The organism is Methylibium sp. Pch-M (assembly GCF_004136295.1).
Lineage (GTDB): Bacteria > Pseudomonadota > Gammaproteobacteria > Burkholderiales > Burkholderiaceae_C > Methylibium > Methylibium petroleiphilum.
The window spans coordinates 1,655,601-1,678,995 of sequence record NZ_CP029606.1; the positions used below are offsets into that span (position 1 = coordinate 1,655,601).

At 71.1% G+C, this 23,395-nt stretch carries 24 protein-coding genes; 18 read left to right on the top strand and 6 right to left on the bottom strand.

Features of this window, described 5'->3' with window-relative positions:
* Window positions 1-115 precede the first annotated feature (115 nt).
* The 4 genes from C1M51_RS07935 (at window position 116) to C1M51_RS07950 (ending at window position 2,892) form a co-directional block, all read left to right on the top strand.
* Window positions 116-1,381 (top strand): helix-turn-helix domain-containing protein, encoded by a 1,266-nt coding sequence (locus C1M51_RS07935; RefSeq protein ID WP_129448965.1) that lies wholly within the window; start codon window positions 116-118, stop codon window positions 1,379-1,381.
* A 49-nt stretch (window positions 1,382-1,430) separates the two neighbouring features.
* Window positions 1,431-2,087, top strand: a complete 657-nt coding sequence (locus C1M51_RS07940) for a PQQ-binding-like beta-propeller repeat protein (protein ID WP_129448966.1) — start codon at window positions 1,431-1,433, stop codon at window positions 2,085-2,087.
* Between the two features lie 120 nt (window positions 2,088-2,207).
* On the top strand, window positions 2,208-2,525 hold the full coding sequence (locus tag C1M51_RS07945) for a type II toxin-antitoxin system Phd/YefM family antitoxin (protein WP_129448967.1): 318 nt from the start codon (window positions 2,208-2,210) through the stop codon (window positions 2,523-2,525).
* Window positions 2,518-2,892 carry a type II toxin-antitoxin system RelE/ParE family toxin gene (locus C1M51_RS07950; RefSeq protein ID WP_129448968.1) on the top strand — a complete coding sequence of 125 codons (375 nt, stop codon included), beginning with the start codon at window positions 2,518-2,520 and terminating at the stop codon, window positions 2,890-2,892. The genes C1M51_RS07945 and C1M51_RS07950 overlap by 8 nt, the downstream gene beginning before the upstream one ends.
* Window positions 2,893-3,362: 470 nt before the next feature.
* On the opposite strand, the gene C1M51_RS07960 is transcribed toward C1M51_RS07950, so the two are convergent.
* The 5 genes from C1M51_RS07960 to C1M51_RS07980 all read right to left on the bottom strand — a co-directional run bounded on the left by C1M51_RS07960 (window position 3,363) and on the right by C1M51_RS07980 (window position 8,867).
* Window positions 3,363-3,770: a very short patch repair endonuclease gene (locus tag C1M51_RS07960; RefSeq protein WP_129448969.1), complete on the bottom strand. Its 408-nt coding sequence runs from the start codon at window positions 3,768-3,770 to the stop codon at window positions 3,363-3,365.
* A 40-nt stretch (window positions 3,771-3,810) separates the two neighbouring features.
* Window positions 3,811-4,932, bottom strand: a complete 1,122-nt coding sequence (locus C1M51_RS07965) for a protein NO VEIN domain-containing protein (RefSeq protein WP_129448970.1) — start codon at window positions 4,930-4,932, stop codon at window positions 3,811-3,813.
* On the bottom strand, window positions 4,883-6,421 hold the full coding sequence (locus C1M51_RS07970) for a DNA cytosine methyltransferase (RefSeq protein WP_129448971.1): 1,539 nt from the start codon (window positions 6,419-6,421) through the stop codon (window positions 4,883-4,885). Before C1M51_RS07970 ends, C1M51_RS07965 begins: the two co-directional genes overlap by 50 nt.
* Before the next feature lie 375 nt (window positions 6,422-6,796).
* A complete protein-coding gene (locus tag C1M51_RS07975; RefSeq protein WP_129448972.1) occupies window positions 6,797-7,840 on the bottom strand; it encodes an RNA methyltransferase in 1,044 nt (347 codons plus the stop codon).
* Between the two features lie 70 nt (window positions 7,841-7,910).
* Window positions 7,911-8,867, bottom strand: a complete 957-nt coding sequence (locus tag C1M51_RS07980; RefSeq protein ID WP_242500000.1) for an alpha/beta hydrolase — start codon at window positions 8,865-8,867, stop codon at window positions 7,911-7,913.
* Window positions 8,868-8,931: 64 nt separating this feature from the next.
* Between C1M51_RS07980 and C1M51_RS07985 the strand changes: the two genes are divergently transcribed.
* The 12 genes from C1M51_RS07985 to C1M51_RS08040 all read left to right on the top strand — a co-directional run bounded on the left by C1M51_RS07985 (window position 8,932) and on the right by C1M51_RS08040 (window position 20,361).
* Window positions 8,932-9,972: an aliphatic amidase gene (locus tag C1M51_RS07985; protein ID WP_036236347.1), complete on the top strand. Its 1,041-nt coding sequence runs from the start codon at window positions 8,932-8,934 to the stop codon at window positions 9,970-9,972.
* Between the two features lie 16 nt (window positions 9,973-9,988).
* Window positions 9,989-10,831, top strand: coding sequence for a CbbQ/NirQ/NorQ/GpvN family protein (locus C1M51_RS07990; RefSeq protein ID WP_129448974.1), 843 nt, complete (start codon window positions 9,989-9,991; stop codon window positions 10,829-10,831).
* Window positions 10,832-10,845: 14 nt separating this feature from the next.
* The gene (locus tag C1M51_RS07995; RefSeq protein ID WP_129448975.1) at window positions 10,846-12,534 is read left to right on the top strand and encodes a nitric oxide reductase activation protein NorD; all 1,689 of its coding nucleotides are present in this window, start codon (window positions 10,846-10,848) and stop codon (window positions 12,532-12,534) included.
* Window positions 12,535-12,641: 107 nt separating this feature from the next.
* Entirely contained in the window at window positions 12,642-13,184 is a 543-nt protein-coding gene (gloA, locus tag C1M51_RS08000) for a lactoylglutathione lyase (RefSeq protein ID WP_129448976.1), read from the top strand.
* On the top strand, window positions 13,181-13,528 hold the full coding sequence (locus C1M51_RS08005) for a hypothetical protein (RefSeq protein ID WP_129448977.1): 348 nt from the start codon (window positions 13,181-13,183) through the stop codon (window positions 13,526-13,528). Before gloA ends, C1M51_RS08005 begins: the two co-directional genes overlap by 4 nt.
* A gap of 32 nt (window positions 13,529-13,560) precedes the next feature.
* Window positions 13,561-14,463, top strand: a complete 903-nt coding sequence (locus C1M51_RS08010; RefSeq protein WP_129448978.1) for an alpha/beta fold hydrolase — start codon at window positions 13,561-13,563, stop codon at window positions 14,461-14,463.
* Between the two features lie 56 nt (window positions 14,464-14,519).
* On the top strand, window positions 14,520-14,924 hold the full coding sequence (locus C1M51_RS08015; RefSeq protein ID WP_129448979.1) for a hypothetical protein: 405 nt from the start codon (window positions 14,520-14,522) through the stop codon (window positions 14,922-14,924).
* Between the two features lie 17 nt (window positions 14,925-14,941).
* On the top strand, window positions 14,942-15,466 hold the full coding sequence (locus C1M51_RS08020; RefSeq protein ID WP_036251953.1) for an RNA polymerase sigma factor: 525 nt from the start codon (window positions 14,942-14,944) through the stop codon (window positions 15,464-15,466).
* 11 nt (window positions 15,467-15,477) lie between these two features.
* Window positions 15,478-16,320: an anti-sigma factor gene (locus tag C1M51_RS08025; protein ID WP_242500001.1), complete on the top strand. Its 843-nt coding sequence runs from the start codon at window positions 15,478-15,480 to the stop codon at window positions 16,318-16,320.
* A 50-nt stretch (window positions 16,321-16,370) separates the two neighbouring features.
* Window positions 16,371-18,035 (top strand): FMN-binding glutamate synthase family protein, encoded by a 1,665-nt coding sequence (locus tag C1M51_RS08030; RefSeq protein WP_036236169.1) that lies wholly within the window; start codon window positions 16,371-16,373, stop codon window positions 18,033-18,035.
* Between the two features lie 65 nt (window positions 18,036-18,100).
* On the top strand, window positions 18,101-18,832 hold the full coding sequence (locus C1M51_RS08035; RefSeq protein WP_129448981.1) for a response regulator transcription factor: 732 nt from the start codon (window positions 18,101-18,103) through the stop codon (window positions 18,830-18,832).
* Window positions 18,833-18,900: 68 nt separating this feature from the next.
* The gene (locus C1M51_RS08040; protein ID WP_129448982.1) at window positions 18,901-20,361 is read left to right on the top strand and encodes a sensor histidine kinase; all 1,461 of its coding nucleotides are present in this window, start codon (window positions 18,901-18,903) and stop codon (window positions 20,359-20,361) included.
* Between the two features lie 27 nt (window positions 20,362-20,388).
* On the opposite strand, the gene C1M51_RS08045 is transcribed toward C1M51_RS08040, so the two are convergent.
* A complete protein-coding gene (locus C1M51_RS08045; RefSeq protein ID WP_011831196.1) occupies window positions 20,389-21,009 on the bottom strand; it encodes a glutathione S-transferase C-terminal domain-containing protein in 621 nt (206 codons plus the stop codon).
* 148 nt (window positions 21,010-21,157) lie between these two features.
* Here C1M51_RS08045 and purB point away from each other — a divergent pair, with 148 nt between their 5' ends.
* Both purB and pyrF read left to right on the top strand, forming a co-directional pair.
* Complete coding sequence (gene purB, locus C1M51_RS08050) at window positions 21,158-22,531, top strand: adenylosuccinate lyase (RefSeq protein WP_129448983.1); 1,374 nt, start codon at window positions 21,158-21,160, stop codon at window positions 22,529-22,531.
* 13 nt (window positions 22,532-22,544) lie between these two features.
* Window positions 22,545-23,381, top strand: a complete 837-nt coding sequence (gene pyrF / locus C1M51_RS08055) for an orotidine-5'-phosphate decarboxylase (protein WP_129448984.1) — start codon at window positions 22,545-22,547, stop codon at window positions 23,379-23,381.
* The last annotated feature ends 14 nt before the right edge of the window (window positions 23,382-23,395 follow it).

Sequence of the window (23,395 nt, forward strand, 5' to 3'; positions counted from 1 at the left end):
TTCGGCGAATGGGGCACGGATTTGTTGCGTTGCAGCAATCTAGAGGCAAGTTCCTAGAACCCCCGGGCTCCGGCCCCGGCGCGGGCCCGGTCGCTCCGCGCTGTACCCTGCCCCGATGGACTCCCTGATCGCCGCCGCCGCACGCGCCCTGGCCGCCGGCGACGCCCTCGGCGCGCTCAAGCGCGTGGCGCTGCGCGACGACCCACCGGCGCTGGCGCTGCGCGGCATCGCGATGGCGCAGCTGGGCGAGCACGCGCGCGCCCGCGAGCTGCTGCAGCGCGCCGCGCGCCGCTTCGGCAGCGGCCACGAGGCCCTGGCCCACGCCCGCTGCGTGGTGGCCGAGGCCGAGGTGGCGCTCGCGATGCGCGACCTGCGCGGCGCGCCCGGCACGCTAGCCGCCGCGGCGGCGGCGCTGGAGGCACGCGGCGACCGCGCCAATGCACTGCAGGCGCGGCTGATCGCGGTGCGCCGCTTGCTGCTGCTCGGCCGGCTGCAGGAGGCCGAAGCGGCGCTGGGCCCCCTCGACGACCCCCGGCGCGGCGACAACGAAGCCGGCGCGCCCCCGGCGCTGCGCGCCGTGGCCGCACTGGCCACGGCCGAGCTGGCGTGGCGCTCGCTGCACACCGCGCCGGCACAGGCGGCCCTGGCCCGCGCGCACGCCGCAGCTCAGCGCTCCGGCGTGCCGGCACTGCAGGCCGAGGTGGCCGAGGCACGCGCCGCGCTCGAGCGCCCTGCCGCCCGGCGCCTGCTGCCCACGGGCCAGGAACAGCCGCTGCGCCTGGCCGAGGTGGAAGCGCTGCTCGCCTCCGGCGCGCTGGTGGTCGACGCCTGCCGCCGCGGCCTGCACGGGGCCGGCGGCACCTGGCTGCCGCTGGCGCGACGGCCGCTGCTGTTCGCGCTGGCGCGCGCGCTCGCCGAGGCCTGGCCCAGTGACGCCGACCGCAACGCGCTGATCGCCCAGGCCTTCCGCACCCGCCGCCCCGACGAGACGCACCGCGCCCGCCTGCGCGTGGAGATCGGCCGCCTGCGGAAGCTGGCGGCGCCGCTGGCGCGCGTGGAGGCCACCGAGCGCGGCTTCCTGCTCGTGCCGCGGGGTCACGAAGGTGATACCGCTGCCGCGGTGGTGGTGCTGGTGCCACCGCTAGCCGGCGACCGCGCCTCGCTGCTGGCGCTGCTGGCCGACGGCGCCGCGTGGTCCACCTCGGCGCTGGCGCTGGCGCTGGGCGCGAGCCAGCGCACCGTGCAGCGCGCGCTGGTGGAACTGGAAGCGGCGGGCCGCGTGCGCGCCATCGGGCGGGCCCGCGCGCAGCGCTGGCTGGCGCCGCCGCTGGCCGGATTCACGACGAACTTGTTACTCCCTGCCGCGCTGCCGCTCACGTAGATTGGGTTCCACCGCATCGGCCACGACGCGCAACGAAAGGAACCTGACCATGACCAACAGCAGCACCCTCCGGACCACTCCACCGGCGCGCACGGCACCCGCAGAGATCGTGCGCGAGTACGGCCCCTTCGACGGCGCCGAGCGCATCCACGGCGTGACGCACGACGGACAGCGCGTGTGGGCCGCCACCGGCGAGCGGCTGATGGCCTTCGACCCCGCGAGCGGCGAGACCACGCGCACGCTGGCCTTCGACGGCAAGCACCTGTACCAGATCGCCGAGGCGCGCATCGACAAGATCGACCCGGCCACCGGCCAGGTGCTCGCGTCCATCCCCGCGCCCGGCGAGGGCCGCGACTCGGGGCTCACCTGGGCCGAAGGCAGCCTGTGGGTGGGGCAGTACCTGGACCGCAGGATCCACCAGATCGACCCCGCCACCGGCAAGGTCCTGCGCACCATCGAATCCAACCGCCACGTGACCGGCGTGACCTGGGTGGACGGCGACCTGTGGCACGGCACCTGGGAAGGCGACGAGAGCGAACTGCGCCGCATCGACCCGGCGAGTGGCGACGTGCTGGAGCGGCTGGAAATGCCCGCCGGCACTGGCGTGAGTGGGCTGGAGTCGGACGGGGCCGGGCTGCTGTATTGCGGCGGGGGGGCGAGTGGGAAGGTGCGGGCGGTGAGGAGGCCGAGGCGGGTGGGCGCTTGATTGCAGCGCGAGCCGCCTTTGGATGCCCGCCCTGCCGCTTGGCCCCGATCGCGGCATCGTCCTGTTCTCTCCCAGGATGATCCGGTAGACTGCACAGAATTCTGCAACAGGAGAGCCACCATGTCGATTGCCGCAAAGGACGTGGTGCCCTTCACGCAGGCCCGCGCCACCCTCTCCGAGCTGGCCGATGAAGTGAAGCAAGGCAGCGAAAAGGTCATCACGAAGAATGGCGAGAGCTACGTCGCCCTCATCGATGCCGACCGCCTCGACTACTACCACCGCCTGGAGCGCGAGCGCATTCATCTGCTGCTGCTCGAAGACGTGAAGCGCGGGCTGGCTGACATCGCAGCCGGCCGCACCGAGGACGCCGATACGGCCATCGCCCGTTTGCAGCAAGCGCGCAAGCCCGTAACCAAGACCACCAAGCGGCGTGGCTGAGCCGCGCATTCAGGTCGAACTCACCGCGAGCTTCGTCGAGCGGCTGGCGTCGATCGAAACCTTTCTCGCCGAAGCCGATGCACCTGAGGCCTACGACAAGCTGCTCGACGGGCTTCGCCGCACCGTCATCCCGAATCTGCGCCGCTTCCCGCGCCTCGGGCGTCGCTACCTGGATCAGCCTCCCCAATCCGCCGAAGCGATGACGCTACTCGCCGCGCTGCCGCCAGGGGCCGTCGATGCTCTGCGCGAATACCTGCACGGCGACTATCTCGTCCTCTACACGCTCACCGGATCGACGGTCTATCTCCTGTCGATCCGCCACCACCGTCAACTGTCGTTCGCGTTTGCGAAGCTGTGGGAGCCCTGAAGCGGCGCCAAGTGGGTTGTGATGACCCAGTTACGCGAGGAGGTCCGCCTTCAAGGATTTGCCGGGCCCGCTGAGGTTGCTAAAGGCTGAGGTCACTTTCGACTCCGATGATCCAGACCTTGGACTGCTCGAGCACGCGGTTCAAGAAGGACTCCTGTGAGCGACTGCAGATCTGTCGCTGGTACATAGCTGGTGCGATCGACCCTGAAGAGACATAGTCCGCCCCGATCTCGACGCCCTGAAGCTGCCGGTCGGGCAACCTCAACCCACCTCCACTGTCTGGTGTTGGACGGGGTGTATCGCTGCGACGCCGATGGTTCGCCGACCTTCATTGAGGCGCATGCGCCGACCGCCGACACCCTGCAGGAAGTGCTGTCCATGATCCCTGGCGAGCAGGCACGTGCTTGCCGTCACGCCATCGGACATCAAGTCAGAGGACTCGTCTCTGAGTCCTACCTAACTGCTGTCCCTCAGGTGAAGGCGGCCTTGGCTGAAGAGCTAGGCACCCTGCTGGAGGCCTGCCGAGCTTGAAGCACCGTCTCGACAGCAGCAGATAGGTCTCGCTTGACCGTGTGCTCCCATATGCGCACGACAGTCCAACCTTCGGCAGCAAGCTGAATGTTGACCAGCTCGTCACGCATGCGGTTGCTCTGAAGCTTTTTGAGCCAGAAGTCGGCCCTGGTTGCGGGAGCCTTGTAGTGCTCAGGACAGCCATGCCAGAAGCAGCCGTCCACAAAGACGGCCACCTTTGCTCGACCTAGCACAAAGTCTGGCTTGCCGATGACCTTGGAGCCCAACCTATAGCGTAGGCCGACCGACCAGCAAGCCTTGCGAAGCAGCTTCTCCGGCTTCGTGTCACGCCCGCGGTTGCGAGACATGCAGAAGCTGCGCTGCTCCTCTGTCAGAACATCTGAACGCTCAGGGCTCGTCGGGATAGCTGATCCCAATCTCTTGCACGCCGAAGTTGAAGAACGTCGGGTCGAAGGCAAGTGACTCAACCTTTACGCCGGCTGGGAATGCCGCGACGTTCGCCAGTACAGGCGCCAGCAACGGGCCAACGTCATGGGCGATGCGCATCGATGCGCTGCTTTCGGTCACGTTGTAGAGCCGGTACAGATCGTAAGGAAGGCCACCGTTCACGGCCTCTCGGATTTCGCCGATCGACATGTAGATAGAGTTGCCGAACGCCCCGCCTGTGCTCTTCGCGTCCAGATATCTAACGCTGCCGTCGGTCATGCGGAGGCTGAAGTCGTACGGCGACACCGCGTTAGTGCTTGAGACCCACTCATAGTCGGCGACGTTGGCAGGCCCTTGCTCCTGGAAGAAAAAGTTGAGGAGTTCCTCCCCGTCACGACCCACCTTGGCGGCGGTTTCCCTGGCCCTATCGAGGTCGTCCACGGTAAGGCCACGCCCCGCCCGGCGTGTGGTCAGCCGCTCGACTGCCTGAGCATCACCATTGCCGATTGCTTCTAGCAGGTCACCTTCGAGCCAGTCGCGGATGGGATGAACTGTCGGCGTGTTAGCTGCCGTAATGGCAGCGCTAATGTCGTCCTCGCTCAGAACGACCATCCATTGGCCGGGGTAGCGGCGGGTCAATTCAGCGTGCGTCGTGGCGTCCGCTCGGTCACTTGCTTGCAGAAATACGATCTTGATGGCGTTTGGCATCGCGGAGCCATAGAACTCCATGATCGCGAGGTCACCCGGCACCAAGTTGTCGTATCGGCGCGGTTGGCTGGGAGGGTTGTGGATCAGTTCGCCGTTCAGCCGCCAGTTCTTCTGCTGCTTCAGCACCTTCCGCATAAGAAGGTCGATGCCAGCCCCGCCGGGGCCGTAGATCGTCAGCGCAGTCGGAGCGCGTTGTCCTGGCGCTGCCGCGATGGCCGCTGCCATGTTCGGAAAAAAGGTCCTCTCAATAACCGCGGCGTCCAGGTTAAAGGCCTTCTGCTTTACGTTGGGAAAGCGGGCGAAGTAGCTTGCAAAGAAGGAGAGGTCAGACGCTGTGAGCTTCTTCAGCGCGACGTTGCGGGACAGTACGCTCATCAGTCAGCAGTTTGTAGATTTGAGTGGCAACAGCCTTCGCCAGCAGGGCTGGAACAGCGTTGCCAATCTGTTTGAACGCAGGGTTCATGCTACCGGTCAGCACGAAACCATCGGGAAACGACATCAGGCGAGCGGCTTCGCGCACAGAGACTGTGCGGGCTTGCGCGCTGTCATAGTGGATGTGTGAGTAGCCGTCTTTACCTAGGTGAGCCATCAGCGTGCGAGCTGGAGCGAACGACTCCATCTTGCGCCACTTGTTTGGAAACTTCGTCGCGTCATACGGCGGGACGGTGGCATCCCACAGGTCTTGAAACTCTTTTGACTTAGGCCCAAGCGGCTTTCCAGTCTTCTTCCGCAGGGCCGTGATGCGCTCTTCGAACAGCGCTACCGCATGCTTGTGCGCTTCAGGATACTGGTCCCCAGGGTTCATCCGGGCAAAGATAGCGTAGTCCCGCGGCAGCCAGCGGATTACATGGTCTTTGATGCCTTCGTCGTTTTCAAAACCGGGCCATGACCTCATCAGCTTGGCGTAGTCGTTGAGCGCATCGACGTCTCTGACGTAGGGGGTGACAGTGTCGAACCGCCGAGCACCCTTCTTCAGCTTGCCTTCGAGGTGCAGCGTTATCTTCGGTAAGTCTCCGAGAGCATCCTCAGCGGTCACCGCAGGCTTGCACTTGGTCTTGTCAGCGACCGGTGGGTTCGCAAAGAACGGGTCTGCCTCGAAGAGGTCCTGCTTAACCGTCTGAAGGGCGACCTGCCGCGTGCCTTCATACCCCTTGGGCATCTCGATCCAGTGGGTCGGCTCAGGGAAATCGATCTCGTCCGCGATCTCTGCCGCGACGGCGATCAGGAACATCCGCTCGCGCATCTGCGGAACGCCGTAGAAGACGGAGTTCAGCAGGGTGTACCGACAGCGGTATCCCATCGCGGTCAGGATCTCGCAGGTCTCCTCAGCGACGTTGTGCCCGCCATAGTTCAGGACGTCAGGCACGTTCTCCATCAGGATCGCCAACGGCTTCAGCTCGTTGACGTAATGCAAGTACCGAAGGTACAGGTTGCCCCGTGGATCCTTCAGGAAGGCCTCAGGATGGTCGGCAACCTCCCGCAGCTTTGCTCGCCCGACGCGTGCGAAGGCTTGGCATGGTGGGCCACCGACGATGACGTCAACCTGTTGCTCGACCTTGCCGGCGATGCCGAGCTTCTTCAGTAGGTCAGCCGGCTCGATCTTGGTGATGTCCTTTGCTACTGCGTGAGCCTCGAAGAGTTCATGCGGCTGGTCAGACATGAAGTTGACAGCGTGCGAGCGTGCCGCGTCAGTGTCGAACTCGACCGCGCCGATGGTCCTGAAGCCCGCCGCATCGAAGCCCAGAGACAGGCCGCCGCAGCCGGCGAAGAGGTCGAGCGTCCTGGGTGCGTGTCCTTCGAGAATCCTCTTGTGCTTGGCATTGACAACGGCTGGTGTGAGCTTCGTGAAGTGGCGCTGGGTCATGGCTGCTTGAGGGTCGCAAGGAGTCCTTGGACAGGGTCAGAGGCATTGTGCGCCGGGGCTTGCTGGAACACCAGGTATTTTGCGGCCCCCTCAGCTTACAGCCAGGGCGGCGTGGCTTCCCTGCCCTGGGGCAAGCCCTAGTAGCAGCTGCTAAGCAGGCGCTCAGCCGCCCTGAGCAAAAAATCAAGGTACCCGGGAGAGGTCGCGGAGTTCGAGCGGAAGGGTTGGTGGCGCTGGTGCCAAGGCCCACGCTGCAACGGGCCATCCGACCCAACAGCGGCCGATCGTGAACGACTCTTGATGGCCGAAAACTGACTCACATCAGATGCGGCCTTCTCGCGCGCCCTCGCGCCTGCGGCAGATGCCAATCGAGAACTAAGACGCGCCGATACCGAGTGCCGGCCTGATCTCAATCCGCCGAACCTCACCCCCCACCCTCGCCCTCAACTGCCCACACCCCCCCTCCACATCCTGCCCCGCTGACCTTCTCAGCTTGGTCAGCACACCGCGCCGGTGCAGCGCGCCGGCCATCGCCACCGCGCGCTCCCAGGCCGGGCGCTGGAAAGCCAAGCCGTCCACGGTGTTGTAGGGGATGAGGTTCATCACCGCGTAGCGACCGGCCAGCAGGCGCGCGATGCCGTCCAGCTCGTCGTCGCCGTCGTTCACGCCGTCGATCAGCGTCCACTGGTACTGCACCGGATAGCCGGTGGCGCGGGCATAGCGCTCGCCGTGGGCCACCAGGTCCTCGGGGTCGATACGCGGCGCGCGCGGCAGCAGTTGCGCGCGCAGCTCGGGCTTGGTGGTGTGCAGAGACAGTGCCAGTGCGGGCTTCACCGGGCCTTGCGGGAGGCGCTCGAACACGCGCTCGTCGCCCACGGTGGAGAACACCAGGTTCTTGTGGCCCACGCCGCCGGCGGTGCCCAGCAGTTCGATGGCCTCGAGCACGTTGTCCAGGTTGTGCGCGGGCTCGCCCATGCCCATGAACACCACCTTCTTCACCGCGCGCTGGCGCCGTGCCAATGCCACCTGGGCCACGATCTCGGCGCTGCCCAGCTGGCGCAGCAGGCCGCCCTGGCCGGTCATGCAGAACACGCAACCCACCGCGCAGCCCACCTGGGTGGACACGCACAGGCCGTCGCGCGGCAGCAGCACGCTCTCCACCGTCTGGCCGTCGGCCAGCGCCACCAGCAGGCGGGCCGAGCCGTCTTCGGCCGGGTGCTCGGAGCGCAGTTGCGCCAGGCCCTGCAGCTCAGCCTCCAGCGCCGGCAGGGCCTCGCGCAGCGCGAGCGGCAGCACGTCTTCCCGCGCGCTGCGGCGCTGCTGCGGCAGCGCGCAGGCCCAGTGGCGCAGCACGCTCTGCTCGTGGCCGGGCCGGGCGCCCAGGGCGCGCAGGCGTTGGCGGATGGCGTCGATGCGCATGGGGATCAGGGAGGGGGCGGTGCCGGCCGCAGCGGCCAGGGGGGAGTGTAGGCAGGGCCGCGGCCGGCCCTCAGAGGGGCGGCGCGGCGGCGGACAGCGTGGCGTCCAGGCCGGCGTCCAGCGAGCGCAAAAAGGATTCGACCGCGCCGGTGTAGGCGCCGGGCTCGCCGAGCTGCAGGTTGATGTCGCGGTGCGACAGGTCCTGCGGCAGCACGCTGGCGCGGCTGCCGAACGACTGCGCCTTCTCCACATGGCGGCGCGCCTGCGCGCAGGCTTCGTCGCGGCGCGTGGAGCACACCGCCAGCAGCGGCGCGCCGCGCGCGGCCAGGCGGTGCCAGGGCGAGGCGGCGTGCCATGCCGCCGGGTCGCGCCCGAAGGCGCGGTCGAACAGCCGCAGGTGGCGCGCCTGCATCAGCGCCGGCACGTCGAGCGCGGCGCTGTCGAGCAGCACGCTGCCGAGCCAGCGCGTGGCGCCAGCCTCGGCCGCGAGGGCGGGCGTGGCGTCCAGCAGCGCCACCAGGTGGGCGCCGGCCGAATGGCCCATGAGCACGAAGCGCGCGGGGTCGCCGCCCCACTCGGCGCTGCGCGACTGGGCGAACGCCAGTGCACGGGCCACGTCGCGCGCCTGCTCCAGCGGCGCGGCCTGCGGCAGCAGGCGGTAGTTGACCGACACCACCACCACGCCGCGCGGCACCCAGGCCTGCACCTTGTGCTTCACCACCGAGTCCATGGCCTTGTCGCCGTGCGCCCAGCCGCCGCCGTGCACCATGAAGACGGTGGCCGCGCCTTGCGCCTGGGCCGGGCGGTACACGTCGAGGCGCTGGCGCTCGTGGTCGCCGTAGCGCAGGTCGCGCAGCAGCTGCACCTGCGGCGGCAGCCAGCGCGCGCGGCTGGCGGGGGTGGGGGGCGCCTCGTCGGCATCGAGCGTGTCCTGCGCGGCGCCGCAGGCCCCGGCGGCAAGCAGCAGCAGGGCCGTCACGCACACGATGCGGCGCGTCGCGCGGCCTACGTCAATCAACGTATTCACCGGGCGGAGGGGCCACCGAAGAATGGATTCGTTCATCAGCCGCATCAGGAGCAGGAGCGCCCCCATGATCCACGGAGACATTTCCAGCAGCAAGGACACCGTGGGCGTGGCCGTCGTCAACTACAAGATGCCGCGCCTGCACACGAAGGCCGAGGTGCTGGCCAACGCGAAGCAGATCGCGAACATGGTGGTGGGCATGAAGGCCGGGCTGCCGGGGCTGGACTTGGTGATCTTCCCGGAGTACAGCACCCACGGGATCATGTACGACAGCGCCGAGATGTACGCCAACGCGGCCACGGTGCCGGGCGCCGAGACGGAGATCTTCGCCGCCGCCTGCCGCCAGGCCAAGGTGTGGGGCGTGTTCTCGCTCACAGGCGAGCAGCACGAGGAGCACCCGCACAAGGCGCCGTACAACACGCTGATCCTGATGAACGACCAGGGCGAGATCGTCCAGAAGTACCGCAAGATCATGCCGTGGGTGCCGATCGAGGGCTGGTACCCGGGCCATTGCACCTACGTGAGCGAAGGCCCCAAGGGCCTGAAGGTCAGCCTCATCATCTGCGACGACGGCAACTACCCCGAGATCTGGCGCGACTGCGCGATGAAGGGCGCCGAGCTGATCGTGCGCTGCCAGGGCTACATGTACCCGGCCAAGGAGCAGCAGGTGCTGATCAGCAAGGCCATGGCCTTCGCCAACAACACCTACGTGGCGGTGGCCAACGCGGCGGGCTTCGACGGCGTGTACTCGTACTTCGGCCACAGCGCGATCATCGGCTTCGACGGCCGCACGCTGGGCGAGTGCGGCGAGGAGGAAATGGGCATCCAGTACGCGGCGCTCAGCAAGAGCCTGATCCGCGATTTCCGCCGCAACGGCCAGAGCGAGAACCACCTGTTCAAGCTGCTGCACCGCGGCTACACCGGAATGATCAACTCGCGCGAGGGCGACAAGGGCGTGGCCGCCTGCCCCTACGACTTCTATGCGCAGTGGATCGCCGACCCCGAAGCGATGCGCGAGAAGGTGGAGTCCTTCACCCGCAGCACGGTGGGCACCGACGAGGCCCCCATCGAGGGCCTGCCCCACCAGGGCAGCGTGGGCCACCGCTGAGGTGGGCGCGATCGACATGCTCGCGCCCACGCCCCGGGCGGCGCCCGCCGCGGCCGCCGTCCTGCGGATGGACGCCTACCGCATCGCCGCCGAGCCCTACTACCGCAGCGTGGGCGACGAGCTGGCGCTGTTCGAGGCCGCGTGCGCGCAGCGCCTGCCGGTGATGCTGAAGGGCCCCACCGGCTGCGGCAAGACGCGGCTGGTGGAGCGCATGGCCTGGGCGCTGCAGCGCCCGCTGATCACCGTGGCCTGCAACGACGACACCAGCGTTGGCGACCTGGTGGGACGCCACCTGCTCGATGCCGACGGCACGCACTGGCAGGACGGCCCGCTGACGCTGGCGGTGCGGCACGGCGCCATCTGCTACCTCGACGAGGTGGTGGAGGCGCGGGCCGACACGCTGGCGGTGATCCACCCGCTCACCGACACGCGGCGCCTGCTGCCGATCGACCGCCGCAACGAGCTGCTGAAGGCGCACCCCGACTTCCAGCTGGTGGTGTCCTACAACCCCGGCACGCCGGGCGCGCCGCGCGAGCTGAAGGCCGCGACGCGGCAGCGCTTCTGCGCGCTGGACTGCAGCTACCCCGGCACCGAGGTGGAGGTGGAGATCGTGGCGCGCGAGTCCGGCATCCCCACCGACCTGGCCGCCAGCCTGGTGGCGCTGGGCGTGCGCACGCGCCGCCTGCAGGGCGAGGGGCTGGACGAAGGCGCGTCGACGCGCATGCTGGTGCGCGCCGCGCAGCTGATCGCCGCCGGCACCGCGCCGGCCGCGGCCTGCCGCATGGCGCTGGTGGCGCCGCTGTCCGACGACCCCGACCTCGGCGCCGCGCTGCGGGCGGCGGTGGACGCCAGCTTCTGACCGGCGCCCCGCGCATGGCCGCTCCGCTGCCGGCCCGCGCGGCCGCTTCGCCCCCCGCGGGCGCGCCGCCATGGCTGGCGCTGGCCGACATGCGCGCCGAGCTCGGGCCCTACCTGCGCACGCTGTGGCGCGCCGCGCCGGCACTGGCCGAGGCCGATGCGGCGCGGCCCTGGCTGTCGGCGCGCGGCGTGCACCTGCCGCCCACGGTGGCGCTGGCCGCGCACGAGGCCGACGACGGCGCGGCGCGCCACTGGTACCGCGCCGCGGCCACCCACGCCGCCGCGCACCGCGCCTACGGCAGCCAGCCGCTGGCGCGCGGCCCCAGCGGGCCGGTGGTGCGTGCGCTGGTCGGGCTGCTGGAAGACGCGCGCGTGGAGCACCTGGCCTGCCGCGAGCTGCCCGGGCTGCGCCGGCTGTGGCTGCGCTTCCACACCGCCAGCCCGGCGCTGGGCGACGGCTTCGAGGCACTGATGCAGCGGCTGGCGCGCAGCCTGCTCGACGCCGGCTACGGCGACCCGCACCCCTGGGTGGCGAAGGGCCGGCGGCTGTTCTTCCTGGACGACCACGGCCAGGTGCTCGCGGTGCCGCACACCGCCGCGCTGCGCACGCTGGCCGCGCGGCTGGGCCACGACATCGGCCAGATGCGCGCCGGCTTCAACGACCGCGAGTACCTGGTGCAGCCGAGCTACCGCGACGACAACGCCTGGCTGTGGCTGCCCGAGCAGGCCGCGCCGGCGGCCGAGACCCCGGTGCCGCCCCCTCAGGCGGCCGGCGCGAGCGACACACCGCCGCAGCCCGCGCAGGCGCCCCCCGAGGCCGCGCGCTACCGCTACCCGGAGTGGGACCGGCTGATCGCGCGCCAGCGGCCCGCGTGGTGCACGGTGCTGGAGACCCGGCCGCTCGCGCTGCCGCGATCGGGCCGCGACGCGGTGGCCGCCCGCACCGCACGGCGCAAGCCGCTGCGCGTGCCGGCGACGCCGGCGTTCGCGCGCGGCGCGCAGCTCGACGGCGACGAGTTCGACCTCGACGCGCTGGCGCAGGCCGCCACCGCCGGCCGCGCCGGCCTGGCCCCCGACGCGCGCGTGCACCGCCGCCGCGCGCGGCAGGCCGAGCCCCGCGCGAGCCTGTGGCTGATCGATGCGTCGGCCTCCAGCGCGGGGCCGGCGCGGGGGCACGACGGCGCGACCAGCCTGTTGCAGGCGGCGCGCCACGCGGCCTGGCTGGCGGCCCGCAGCGCGCAGGGGCCGCACCACGCCTGCGCGATCCACGGCTTCTGCTCCGAGGGCCGCGAGGCGGTGCACTACCGGCGGCTGAAGGACTTCGGCGATGCGCTGGACGCGGACGCGGCGGCGCGCCTGGACGGGCTGGCCGCCGGCCTGTCGACCCGGCTGGGCGCGGCGCTGCGCCACGCCACCGCGCTGCTGGGCCGGCAACGCGCCGCGCGGCGCACGCTGGTGCTGGTGAGCGACGGCGAGCCGCACGACATCGACACGCACGACCCGCGCTACCTGGTGGAGGACGCGCGCCGCGCGGTGCAGGCCGCGGCGCGGCGCGGCATCACGGTGCGCTGCGTGGGGCTGGACCCGGCGGCGGCGCCGGCGCTGCGGCGCATCTTCGGCGCCGGCGGCTACTGCGTGTCGGCAAGGGCCGACGCGCTGCCGGCGCTGCTGGCGCGCGCGGCGCTGGCGAGCCCCGGGCGCTGAACGCCCCGCGAGGGCGACGGGGCTTGGTCTGCCTGGCTGCCGCGGCCGGCACGCTGCGGCATCATCGTGGCCCCCGCCCTTTCCGGCCCCGACACAGGACCTCCCCCATGAGCTTCTCCACCGAACAACAGCCCGGCGTCTGCGAGCAGGCCCCGGCCGCGACGAAGGGCTTCACGCTGAACCACAGCATGCTGCGCGTGAAGGACCCGAAGGTTGCGCTGGACTTCTACACGCGCGTGCTCGGCATGCGCCTGCTGCGCAAGCTGGACTTTCCGGAGATGAGCTTCTCGCTCTACTTCCTGGCGCAGGCCGAGGAGGCCGCCGCGGCGCCGCAGGACGTGGGCGAGCGCACCGCGTGGACCTTCGCGCAGCGCGGCATCCTGGAGCTCACGCACAACTGGGGCACCGAGAACGACGCCGAGTTCCAGTACCACGACGGCAATGCCAAGCCGCAGGGCTTCGGCCACATCTGCATCTCGGTACCCGACCTCGACGCCGCGGTGCGCTGGTTCGACGAGAACGGCGTGACCTACGTGAAGCGGCCGGAGCAGGGCAAGATGAAGGACGTGGCCTTCATCAAGGACGCCGACGGCTACTGGATCGAGATCGTCGAGCCGGCACGGCTGGCGAAGCTGGGGCGCCCGGCTTGAGCGACGACGCGGCGCCCGAGCACTGGGCCGCCGACGCGGGCGAGCGCGACGTGGCCCGGCTGGACATCCCGCCGCACGCGAGCCGCGAGCGCGGCTTCGAGATCTACTGCAGCCTGGCCGTGAAGGCGCAGGGCAGTGGCGAGGCCTGGCACGAGCTGCGGGTGCTGGTGGACGGCGCGCTGGCGTGGTCGCGCCGCGTGAGCACGCAGCCGGGCGACCGCGATTCGCTCGACGTGCGGCTGCGCCGCCAGGTCCCGGCCGGACAGCCGCTGCGCCTGACGGCGGTGGCGCAGACGCAGCGCGCCGCGCGGCTGGGCCTGGTGATCACCGCCGACGAGGAATGACGGGCGCCTCGACGGACAACGGAGCAACGACGATGGGCAGCCACTGGTTCGAAGGTTTCGAGAGCCGCACGTTCGACATCGACGGCGTGACGCTGTTCGCCCGCGTCGGCGGCCCGCCCGACGGGCCGCCGCTGCTGCTGCTGCACGGCTACCCGCAGACGCACGCGATCTGGCATCGGGCGGCGCAGCGGCTGGCCGACCGCTACCGGCTGGTGATGCCCGACCTGCGCGGCTACGGCCGCTCGGCCAAGCCGCCCGGCACGCACGACCACGCCAACTACAGCAAGCGCGCGATGGCGGCCGACGTGGTGGGCGTGATGCGCGCGCTGGGCCACGAGCGCTTCTTCGTGGCCGGCCACGACCGCGGCGGGCGCGTGGCGCACCGGCTGGCGCTGGACCATCCGCAGGCGGTGCGCAAGCTGTGCGTGCTGGACATCGTGCCCACGCTGACGATGTACGAGCGCACCGACATGGCCTTTGCGCAGGCCTACTACCACTGGTTCTACCTGATCCAGCCGGCGCCGCTGCCCGAGAAGCAGATCGGCGCCGACCCGGGCTGGTACCTGCGGCACACGCTGGGCGGCTGGGGAAGCAAGGGCATCGCGTTCATCGAGCCCGAGGCGCTGGCCGACTACGACCGCGGCTTCTGCACGCCCGAGGGCGTGCACGGCGCCTGCGAGGACTACCGCGCCGCCGCCGGCATCGACCTCGAGCACGACCGCGCCAGCCGCCAGGCCGGCCAGCGCGTGGCCTGTGACCTGCACGTGCTGTGGGGCGCGCGCGGCGTGGTGGCCAAGCAGTTCCAGCCGATCGCCGACTGGCAGGCCGCGTGCAGCGGCGCGGTGAGCGGCTACGCGGTGCCGGCCGGGCACTTCATCCCCGAGGAGTTGCCGGCGCTGACGGCGACCGAGCTGCAGAATTTTTTTGGCGCGTGACGGAATAAGCCGGCGGGCTGGACTGTTCACCACGACAGACCACCCCCGGAGGCTCCATGAACCGCAAGATCCCGTTCCTCTGCGCCCTCGCCCCGATCGCCGCGCTCGTCGCCGGCTGCGCCGGCTACGGCAGCTCGTACGGCACGCACGCCGCGGCGCCGGCCAAGACGGCCGGCGGCGTGCTGGCCGGTGCCAATGGCATGACGCTGTACGTGTTCGACCGCGACACGGCCGGCTCTGGCAAGAGCGTCTGCAACGGTCCCTGCGCCGCCAACTGGCCGCCGCTCGCCGCCGCGACCGCGGACGCGGCCAGCGGCGACTGGAGCGTGGTGACGCGCGACGACGGCACGCGCCAATGGGCCTACAAGGGCCGCCCGCTGTACTACTGGGCCAAGGACACCAAGCCGGGCGACAAGACCGGCGACGGCGTCAACGGCGTGTGGCACGCCGCGACGCCCTAGGGCCCGCACGCGCCGCCTTGGACGCCGCCGACGCCATCGCTCACATTCCGCGCCTGCGCCGCTACGCCCGGCTGCTGGTCGGCGACGCGGCACGCGCCGACGACCTGGTGCAGGACACGCTGGAGCGGGCCTGCCGCAAGTGGTCGCTGTGGCGCCCGCCCGGCGCGCCGGGTGCCGACGTGCAGGCCGCGCTGCGCGCCTGGCTGCTCGCGCTGATGCACAACCTGCACGCCAACCAGTGGCGGCAGTCGAGCGCCCACCCGAGCGTGGCGCTCGACGCAGCGCTGGAACCGCGCCACGATCCGACCCCGGGCACGGTGATGCGGCTCGACCTGGAGCGTGCGCTGGCGCTGCTGCCGACGGCGGCGCGCGAGGTGCTGCTGCTGGTCGCTGTGGAGCAGGTCGCCTATGCCGAGGCCGCGGAGATGCTGGGCGTGCCGGTCGGCACGGTGATGTCGCGCCTGGCGCGGGCGCGCGAGCAGTTGCGCCAGTTGATGGACGGCGCGCCGGCACCTCGCGCGGCGCTGAAGGTGGTGAAGTGAAGGACGGCCCGATGGACACGCGACCCGGCGAGACCGAACTGCACGCCTGGGTCGACGGTCAGCTGGCGCCCGGTCGTGCCGCCGAGGTGGCGCAGTGGCTGGCCGCGCACCCCGACGAGGCGGCCCGCGTGGCCGCCTGGCAGGCACAGCGCGCGGGGCTGCAGGCGTTGCACGCCGATCTGCTGGCCGAGCCGGCACCGCCGCACCTGACGCGCGCGCTGATCGCGCCGCCGCGCCGCGCGCGACGGTTCGAGGCCCTGGCGGCCGGCCTGCTGCTGGCGCTCGGCGCGCTGCTCGGCTACGGCGCGGCCGAGTGGCGCCGGCCCCCGCCGGAGGCGGCGCAGGTGGCGGCGCCGGGCTTCGTGCGCGAAGCGATGGCCGCGCACGCCGTCTACGTGCCCGATCAGCGCCACCCGGTCGAGGTGGACGCGGCGCAGCAGGCCCACCTGGTGCAGTGGCTGTCGAAGCGACTGGGCGCGCCACTGCGCGTGCCGGCGCTCGACGGCGAGGGGCTGCGGCTGGTCGGTGGTCGGCTGCTGCCCGGCGAGGCCGGGCAGGCGCGCGCGCAGTTCATGTACGAGGACGCGCAGGGGCAGCGCGTGACGCTGTACGTGTCGGTGCTGGGCAGCGCGGCTGCGCCCGGCGCCTCGGCCCCCGCCGCCTTCCAGTGGCGTGGCGACGGCCCGACGCACAGCTTCTACTGGGTCGATGGCCGGCAGGGCTATGCGCTGAGCGCCGACCTGCCACGGGCCCGCTTGCAGGCGCTGGCGACGGCGGTGTACCGGCAGCTCGAAGCCCCCGCTGCGCAGCCCGGCGCCCGTGGAAACCCCCAACCCGTCGGACCGGCGCACTGACACGCGGCAGGGCTAGCATCCCCGGGTCACCGCGCCCCGAGGAATCCGTCATGCCCGCCTGGCTGTTGCGTCTGAACGAACATTTCCCGATCCGCTACGTCGTCTGGCTGGCCTGTGCGGTCGGCGCGTTGCTGAGCGCGCTGGTGTGGGTGGTGACCGGCAGCGGCGGCCTGGTGCTGCTGGTGTTCCTGGCGCTCGTGGGCACCGGCGTGCACGACGTGCGGCAGTCGCGCCACTCGGTGCTGCGCAACTACCCGGTGATCGGCCACCTGCGCTTCTTCTTCGAGTTCATCCGGCCGGAGATGCGGCAGTACTTCATCGAGGGCGACAACGAGGCGGCGCCGTTCTCGCGCCAGCAGCGCTCGCTGGTCTACCAGCGCGCCAAGGGCGAGCCCGACAAGCGGCCGTTCGGCACGCAGCACGACGTGGGCGCCGAGGGCTACGAGTGGATCAACCACTCCATCGCGCCCACCACGCTCGCGAGCCATGACTTCCGCATCACGGTGGGCGGCGAGCGAGCGCAGCCGTACAGCGCGTCGATCTTCAACATCTCGGCGATGAGCTTCGGCGCGCTGAGCGCCAACGCCATCCTCGCGCTCAACGCCGGCGCCAAGCGCGGCGGCTTCGCGCACGACACCGGCGAGGGCTCGATCAGCCGCTACCACCGCGAGCACGGCGGCGACCTGATCTGGGAGATCGGCTCGGGCTACTTCGGCTGCCGCCACGACGACGGCTCGTTCAGCGAGGAACGCTTCGCCGAGACCGCGCGCGACCCGCAGGTCAAGATGATCGAGCTCAAGCTGAGCCAGGGCGCCAAGCCCGGCCACGGCGGCGTGCTGCCGGGCCCGAAGGTGACGTCGGAGATCGCCGCGGCGCGCGGCGTGGCAGTGGGTGTGGACTGCGTGTCGCCGTCGCGCCACGCCGCCTTCGACTCGCCGGTGGGCATGCTGCAGTTCATCGAGAAGCTGCGCACGCTGTCGGGCGGCAAGCCGGTGGGCTTCAAGCTGTGCATCGGCCACCCGTGGGAGTGGTTCGCGATTGCCAAGGCGATGCGAGAGACGCATCTGCTGCCGGACTTCATCGTCGTCGACGGCGCCGAGGGCGGCACCGGCGCCGCGCCGCTGGAGTTCACCGACCACGTGGGCGCACCCCTGCAGGAGGGGCTGATGCTGGTGCACAACACGCTGACCGGCATCGGGCTGCGCGATCGCATCCAGCTCGGCTGCGCCGGCAAGGTGGTGAGTGCCTTCGACATCGCGCGGCTGATGGCGCTGGGCGCCGACTGGTGCAACGCGGGGCGCGGCTTCATGTTCGCGCTGGGCTGCATCCAGGCGCAGGCCTGCCACACCGGCCACTGCCCGACCGGCGTGACCACGCAGGACCCGATGCGCCAGAAGGCGCTGGTGGTGCCGACCAAGGCCGACCGCGTGTTCATGTTCCACCAGGAAACGCTGCGCGCGCTGAAGGAACTGGTGCAGGCCGCCGGGCTGCAGCACCCGCGCGAGATCACCGCCGCGCACATCGTGCGGCGCGTGGCCGACCACGAGGTGAAGCTGCTGGCGACGCTGCTGCCGTTCGTGAAGCCGGGCGCGCTGCTGGCCGCCGAGCGCGGCGAGATCGACTGGCCGCACCAGGTGTTCCGGCTCTACTGGCCACGCGCGAGTGCGCATTCCTTCTTGCACCAGCCCGATCCGCTGGCGACAGCGGCGGCGTGAACGACTAAGCTCCCGGCAGGCGGCCCCGATCGCCCCAGAGTCACAGTCCCCAGGAGACGACAAGCGTGCTGAAGGTCTATCTCGTCGAAGACGATCCGCTGGTGGCCCAGCATGTGCTCGACACGCTGAACGAAGCGCCCGGCATCCGCTGCGTCGGCCACGCCAACCGGCTGGGCATCGCCCGCATCGACCTGCCGCAGTGCCGCCCCGACGTGCTGCTGTCCGACCTGGGCCTGCCCGACGGCGACGGCACCGAGCTGATCGGCGAGTTGAGCCATGCCCCCGCGATCGACGGCGTGTGGCACCCGCACATCCTGGTGTTCTCGGTGTTCGGCGACGAGGCGCGCGTGATCCAGGCCATCGAGGCCGGCGCCGACGGCTACTTCCTGAAGGGCTGCACCTCGGAGGAACTGGTGCGCGCCGTGGAGCAGGCCGCGCGCGGCGAGTCGCCCATCTCGCCGGCGATCGCGCGCCACCTGCTCAAGCGCTTCCGCGAGGACGGCTTCAGCGACACGAGCTTCCGCGACTCGGGCTTCTCGGAGTTCGGCAGTGGCGGTGGCGACACCGGCATGATGGACCTCGACGAGCCCTCGCGCCGCGACCACGAGGTCAGCGCCCGCGAGCACGAGGTGCTGCGGCTGGTGGCCCAGGGCTACGTCAGCGAGGAGATCGCCGAGCGCCTGCTGACCACGCCGAGCGCCGTGGCCACCGCGGTGCGCAACGTCTACCGCAAGCTGCAGCTGGGGCAGCGCGCCCGCGCCACCGTGCAGGCGCAGTCGCGTCCCGGCTGGGCGTGAAGCCGGCCCGCCCCGCGACGAGGCGGGCACCCGCTGCGCCGCGCGCTGGCGGGGCGTGCGGGCTGGGCGTGCTGCTGGTCGCGATCGGCCTGTCGGGCAGCGGCTGCCATGCCGCGCCGCTGGTCGCCGTGGACACGAGCGGCCTGCGCAGCCCCTGGATCGCCGGCGCGGCCGGCGCACTGGGGGTGCTGGCGCTGCTGCTGGCGGGCCGCGCGCGGCGCTCGGGCTATGGCTGGTTCGGCGCCGCGAGCCTCCTGTGGGCCGTGCGCGAGGCCACGCTGCCTGGCGGCCCGGGCCCCGACGCGGGGCCATGGACGGTGGTGCTGCACCAGGCGGGCTTCGCATGGATCGCGGTGCTGGGCGCGCTGTACGCGATGAACGTGGTGGGCCGCGACGCGCCGCGCACCCGCCTCGTGCTGGGCGGCTGGGCCGCCGTGGCGCTGGCCCTGGCGGCCGGCGCGGTGCTGCTGCCGGCGCCGACGCTCGGCATGCTGCTGCGGGCCGGCACGCTGGCGATGGCGATGGGCGTGCTGTGGGCGCTGGCGTCCGCGGCACGGCAGCAGCGCAGCGCGCCCGCGCTGCTGCTGACCGTCACCGCCGTGATCGGCCTGGCGATCGGCCTGCGCGACCTGTGGGTGTTCGGCCAGCCGGAGGCCGGCGATCCGGTGGCCTGGAGCCGCTACACGGTGCTGCTGCTGATCGCGGTGGCGGCGTGGCTGCTGGTGGACGAGTTCACGCGCTCCAGCGCCGAACTGCGCGCGCTGAACCGTGACCTGCTGGACCGCGTGGCGCAGAAGGAGCGCGACCTGCAGATGGCGTTCGAGGGCACGCGGCTGCGCGATCAGCGGCAGGCCGTGCTGGCCGAGCGCGACCGCATCCTGCGCGAGATGCACGACGGCCTGGGCGGCCGGCTCGTGGCGGCGATGGCGCTGACCTCGCAGGTGGAGCGCCAGTCACTGCCACCGCCGGGCGGCGAGCCGCGCAGCGTGGACGAGCCGCTGCGCGACCTGAAGCTCACGCTCGACGATTGCCTGGTGGAGCTGCGGCTCGCGCTCGACTCGCTGGAGACCGACCAGCGTCCGCTGATCGAGGCGCTGGCCGAGCTGCGCTTCCGCGTCGAGCCCTCGCTGCGCGCGGCCGGCGTGCGGCTGGTGTGGCAGCTCGACGACGCGGCGAGCGAGGTGGAACTGCCGGCGGCCGAGACGCTGCACGTGCTGCGCATCGTGCGCGAGGCGCTGACCAACGTGATCAAGCACGCCCACGCCACCGTGGTGTGGCTGCGCCTCGAGGCGCGCGGCACGCAGCGGCTGGCGCTGGCGGTGGTGGACAACGGCCTGCAGCAGCGCATGAGCGAGGCGCAGGTCGACATGCCGCTGTTCGTGCCGCCGTCCATCGTGCACGGAGGTCGTGGCCTGGCCAACATGCAGCGCCGCGCGGCGGCCTTGTCGGCCCGCCTCGACAGCGGCCCGCACCCGGAGGGCTGGGCGGTGACGCTGGAGTTGCCGCTGCCGGGAGCGGCGGCGGGCTGAGCGGGGCCGCGGTGAGGGCGCGGCTTCTCAGGCCACCGGCGGCGCCGTGTCCGCGAAGCTCGGTCGCTGGCTCAGCTTGTCGAGCAGCTTGGCCAGCGACGGATGATCGTCGCGCCAGGGGATCTGCGGGAAACGGAACGACAGCCAGCCGAGCGCGCAGCCGACGGCGATGTCGGCCAGCGTGAAGTGGTTGCCGCCGCACCAGGGGCGGTCGCCCAGGCCCTGGCTCATCGCCTGCAGGCTGGCGTCGACCTTGGCCATCTGGCGGTCGACCCAGGCGTCGCTGCGCTGCGCCTCGCTGCGGCCGGCCCAGGTGCGTTCGAGCCGCGCCAGGATGGCGGCGTCGAGCAGGCCGTCGGCCAGCGCTTCCCAGGTGCGCACCTCGATGCGCTCGCGACCGGACGGCGGGATGAGCTTGCCGACCGGCGACAGCATGTCGAGGTACTCGACGATGACGCGCGAGTCGAACACCGCCTCGCCCCCCTCCATCACGAGGCAGGGCACCTTGCCGAGTGGGTTGGATTCGGAGATGGAGGTCTCCGCGCCCCACACGTCGTCGAGCACGAACTTGTACTCGAGCTTTTTCTCGGCCATCACGACACGGACCTTGCGGACGTAGGGGCTGGCGAGGGAACCGATGAGTTTCATGGGAGGTGGGGTGTGGGGTGCGAAACGATTCTAGCCAGCCGCCCCGACCGGACCGCCGCCTTCCGGGGCCGTGTGGCACAAGCCCCCCTCCTACAATTGCAAGCTCCCTGCCACGCCCGTGGCGCGCCCGCACGACCGACCGCTTCCCATGCAATTGACCGCCCTCACCGCCCTGTCGCCGCTCGACGGCCGCTACGCCGCCAAGCTTGCCGCGCTGCGGCCGCTGCTCAGCGAATTCGGCCTGATGCACCGCCGCGTGCAGGTGGAAGTGGAATGGTTCATCGCCCTCAGCGACGCAGGCCTGCCCGAACTGGCACCGCTCGGCAGCGAAGCCCGTGCTCACCTTCGAGCGCTGGTGACGGGCTTCGCCGAGGCCGACGCACAGGCCATCAAGGACATCGAGAAGACCACCAACCACGACGTGAAGGCAGTCGAGTACTGGCTGAAGTCGAAGTTCGCCGGCCACGCGGAGCTGCAGGCGGCCGGCGAGTTCGTGCATTTCGCCTGCACCAGCGAGGACATCAACAACACCAGCCATGCGCTGATGCTGGGTGCCGCCCGCGAGGGCGTGCTGCTGCCGGCGCTCGATGGCCTGGTGGCCACGCTGACGCGCATGGCGAACCAGTTCGCCGACCTGCCGATGCTGAGCCGCACCCACGGCCAGACCGCCAGCCCCACCACCGTGGGCAAGGAGATCGCCAACGTGGTGGCGCGCCTGGCCACCGCGCGCCAGCGCATCGCCGCGGTGCCGCTGCTGGCCAAGATGAACGGCGCGGTGGGCAACTACAACGCCCACCTGTCGGCCTACCCCGAGCTGGACTGGGAGGCCTTCAGCCGCCGCGTGGTGGAGCAGCAGCTCGGCCTGGCGTTCAACCCGTACACGATCCAGATCGAGCCGCACGACTACATGGCCGAGCTGTTCGACGCGGTGACGCGCACCAACACCATCCTGATCGACTGGTCGCGCGACGTCTGGGGCTACATCAGCCTGGGCTACTTCAAGCAGAAGCTCAAGGCCGGCGAGATCGGCTCGAGCACGATGCCGCACAAGGTCAACCCGATCGACTTCGAGAACGCCGAGGGCAACCTGGGCCTGGCCAACGCGCTGCTCGCGCACCTGAGCCAGAAGCTGCCGATCAGCCGCTGGCAGCGCGACCTGACCGACTCGACGGTGCTGCGCAACATGGGCGTGGCGCTGGGCTACGCGCTGCTGGGCTGGGATTCGCTCTCGCGCGGCCTCGGCAAGCTCGAGGTCAACGAGGCCGCGCTGGCGGCCGACCTCGACGCCGCTTGGGAGGTGCTGGCCGAGCCCATCCAGACCGTGATGCGCCGCCACGGCCTGCCCAACCCCTACGAACGGCTCAAGGAGCTGACACGCGGCAAGGCGATCACGCGCGAGTCGCTCGCCGCCTTCATCGAGACGCTGGAGCTGCCCGAGGCCGAGAAGCAGCGCCTGCGCGCGCTGACGCCGGGCAACTACACCGGCAAGGCGGCCGAGCTGGCGCAGCGCATCGGCGGCTGAGGGCGCACACGACATGAGCTTTCGCGCCCGCCTGCTGGCCGCCGAGCGGCTGAACGATTCGCTGCTGTGCGTGGGGCTGGACCCCGAGCCGGCCAAGTTCCCGGCGCCGTGGACCGGCGACGCCACGCGCATCTTCGATTTCTGCGCCCGCATCGTCGACGCCACCAAGGACCTGGTGATCGCCTTCAAGCCGCAGATCGCCTACTTCGCGGCGCACCGCGCCGAGGACCAGCTGGAGCGGCTGATGGCCTACCTCCGCCGCGTGGCGCCCGACGTGCCGGTGATCCTGGACGCCAAGCGCGGCGACATCGGCAGCACCGCCGAGCAATACGCGCGCGAGGCCTTCGAGCGCTACCAGGCCGACGCGGTGACGCTGTCGCCCTTCATGGGCTTCGACTCGGTCGAGCCCTACCTGCGCTGGCCCGGCAAGGGCGCGATCCTGCTGTGCCGCACCTCCAACCCCGGCGGCAGCGACCTGCAGAACCAGCGGCTGGCCGACGTGGAGGGCACACCGCGGCTGTACGAGCACCTGGCGCAGCTCGCGCAGGGCCCGTGGAACACCAACGGCCAGCTCGGCCTGGTGGTGGGCGCGACCTTCCCCGAGGAGCTGGCGCGCGTGCGCGCGCTGGCACCGACGCTGCCGCTGCTGATCCCCGGCGTGGGCGCGCAGGGCGGCGACGCGGCGGCGACGGTGAAGGCGGCCTGGCGCGGCGACAAGGCAACGACGAGCGCGCCGATCATCGTGAACTCCTCGCGCGCGGTGCTGTACGCCGGCCGCGATGCCGAGTTCGCGAGCGCGGCGCGCCAGGTGGCGCTGGCCACGCGGGCGGCGCTGAACGCGGCGCGCTGAGGAAACAGCAGCCC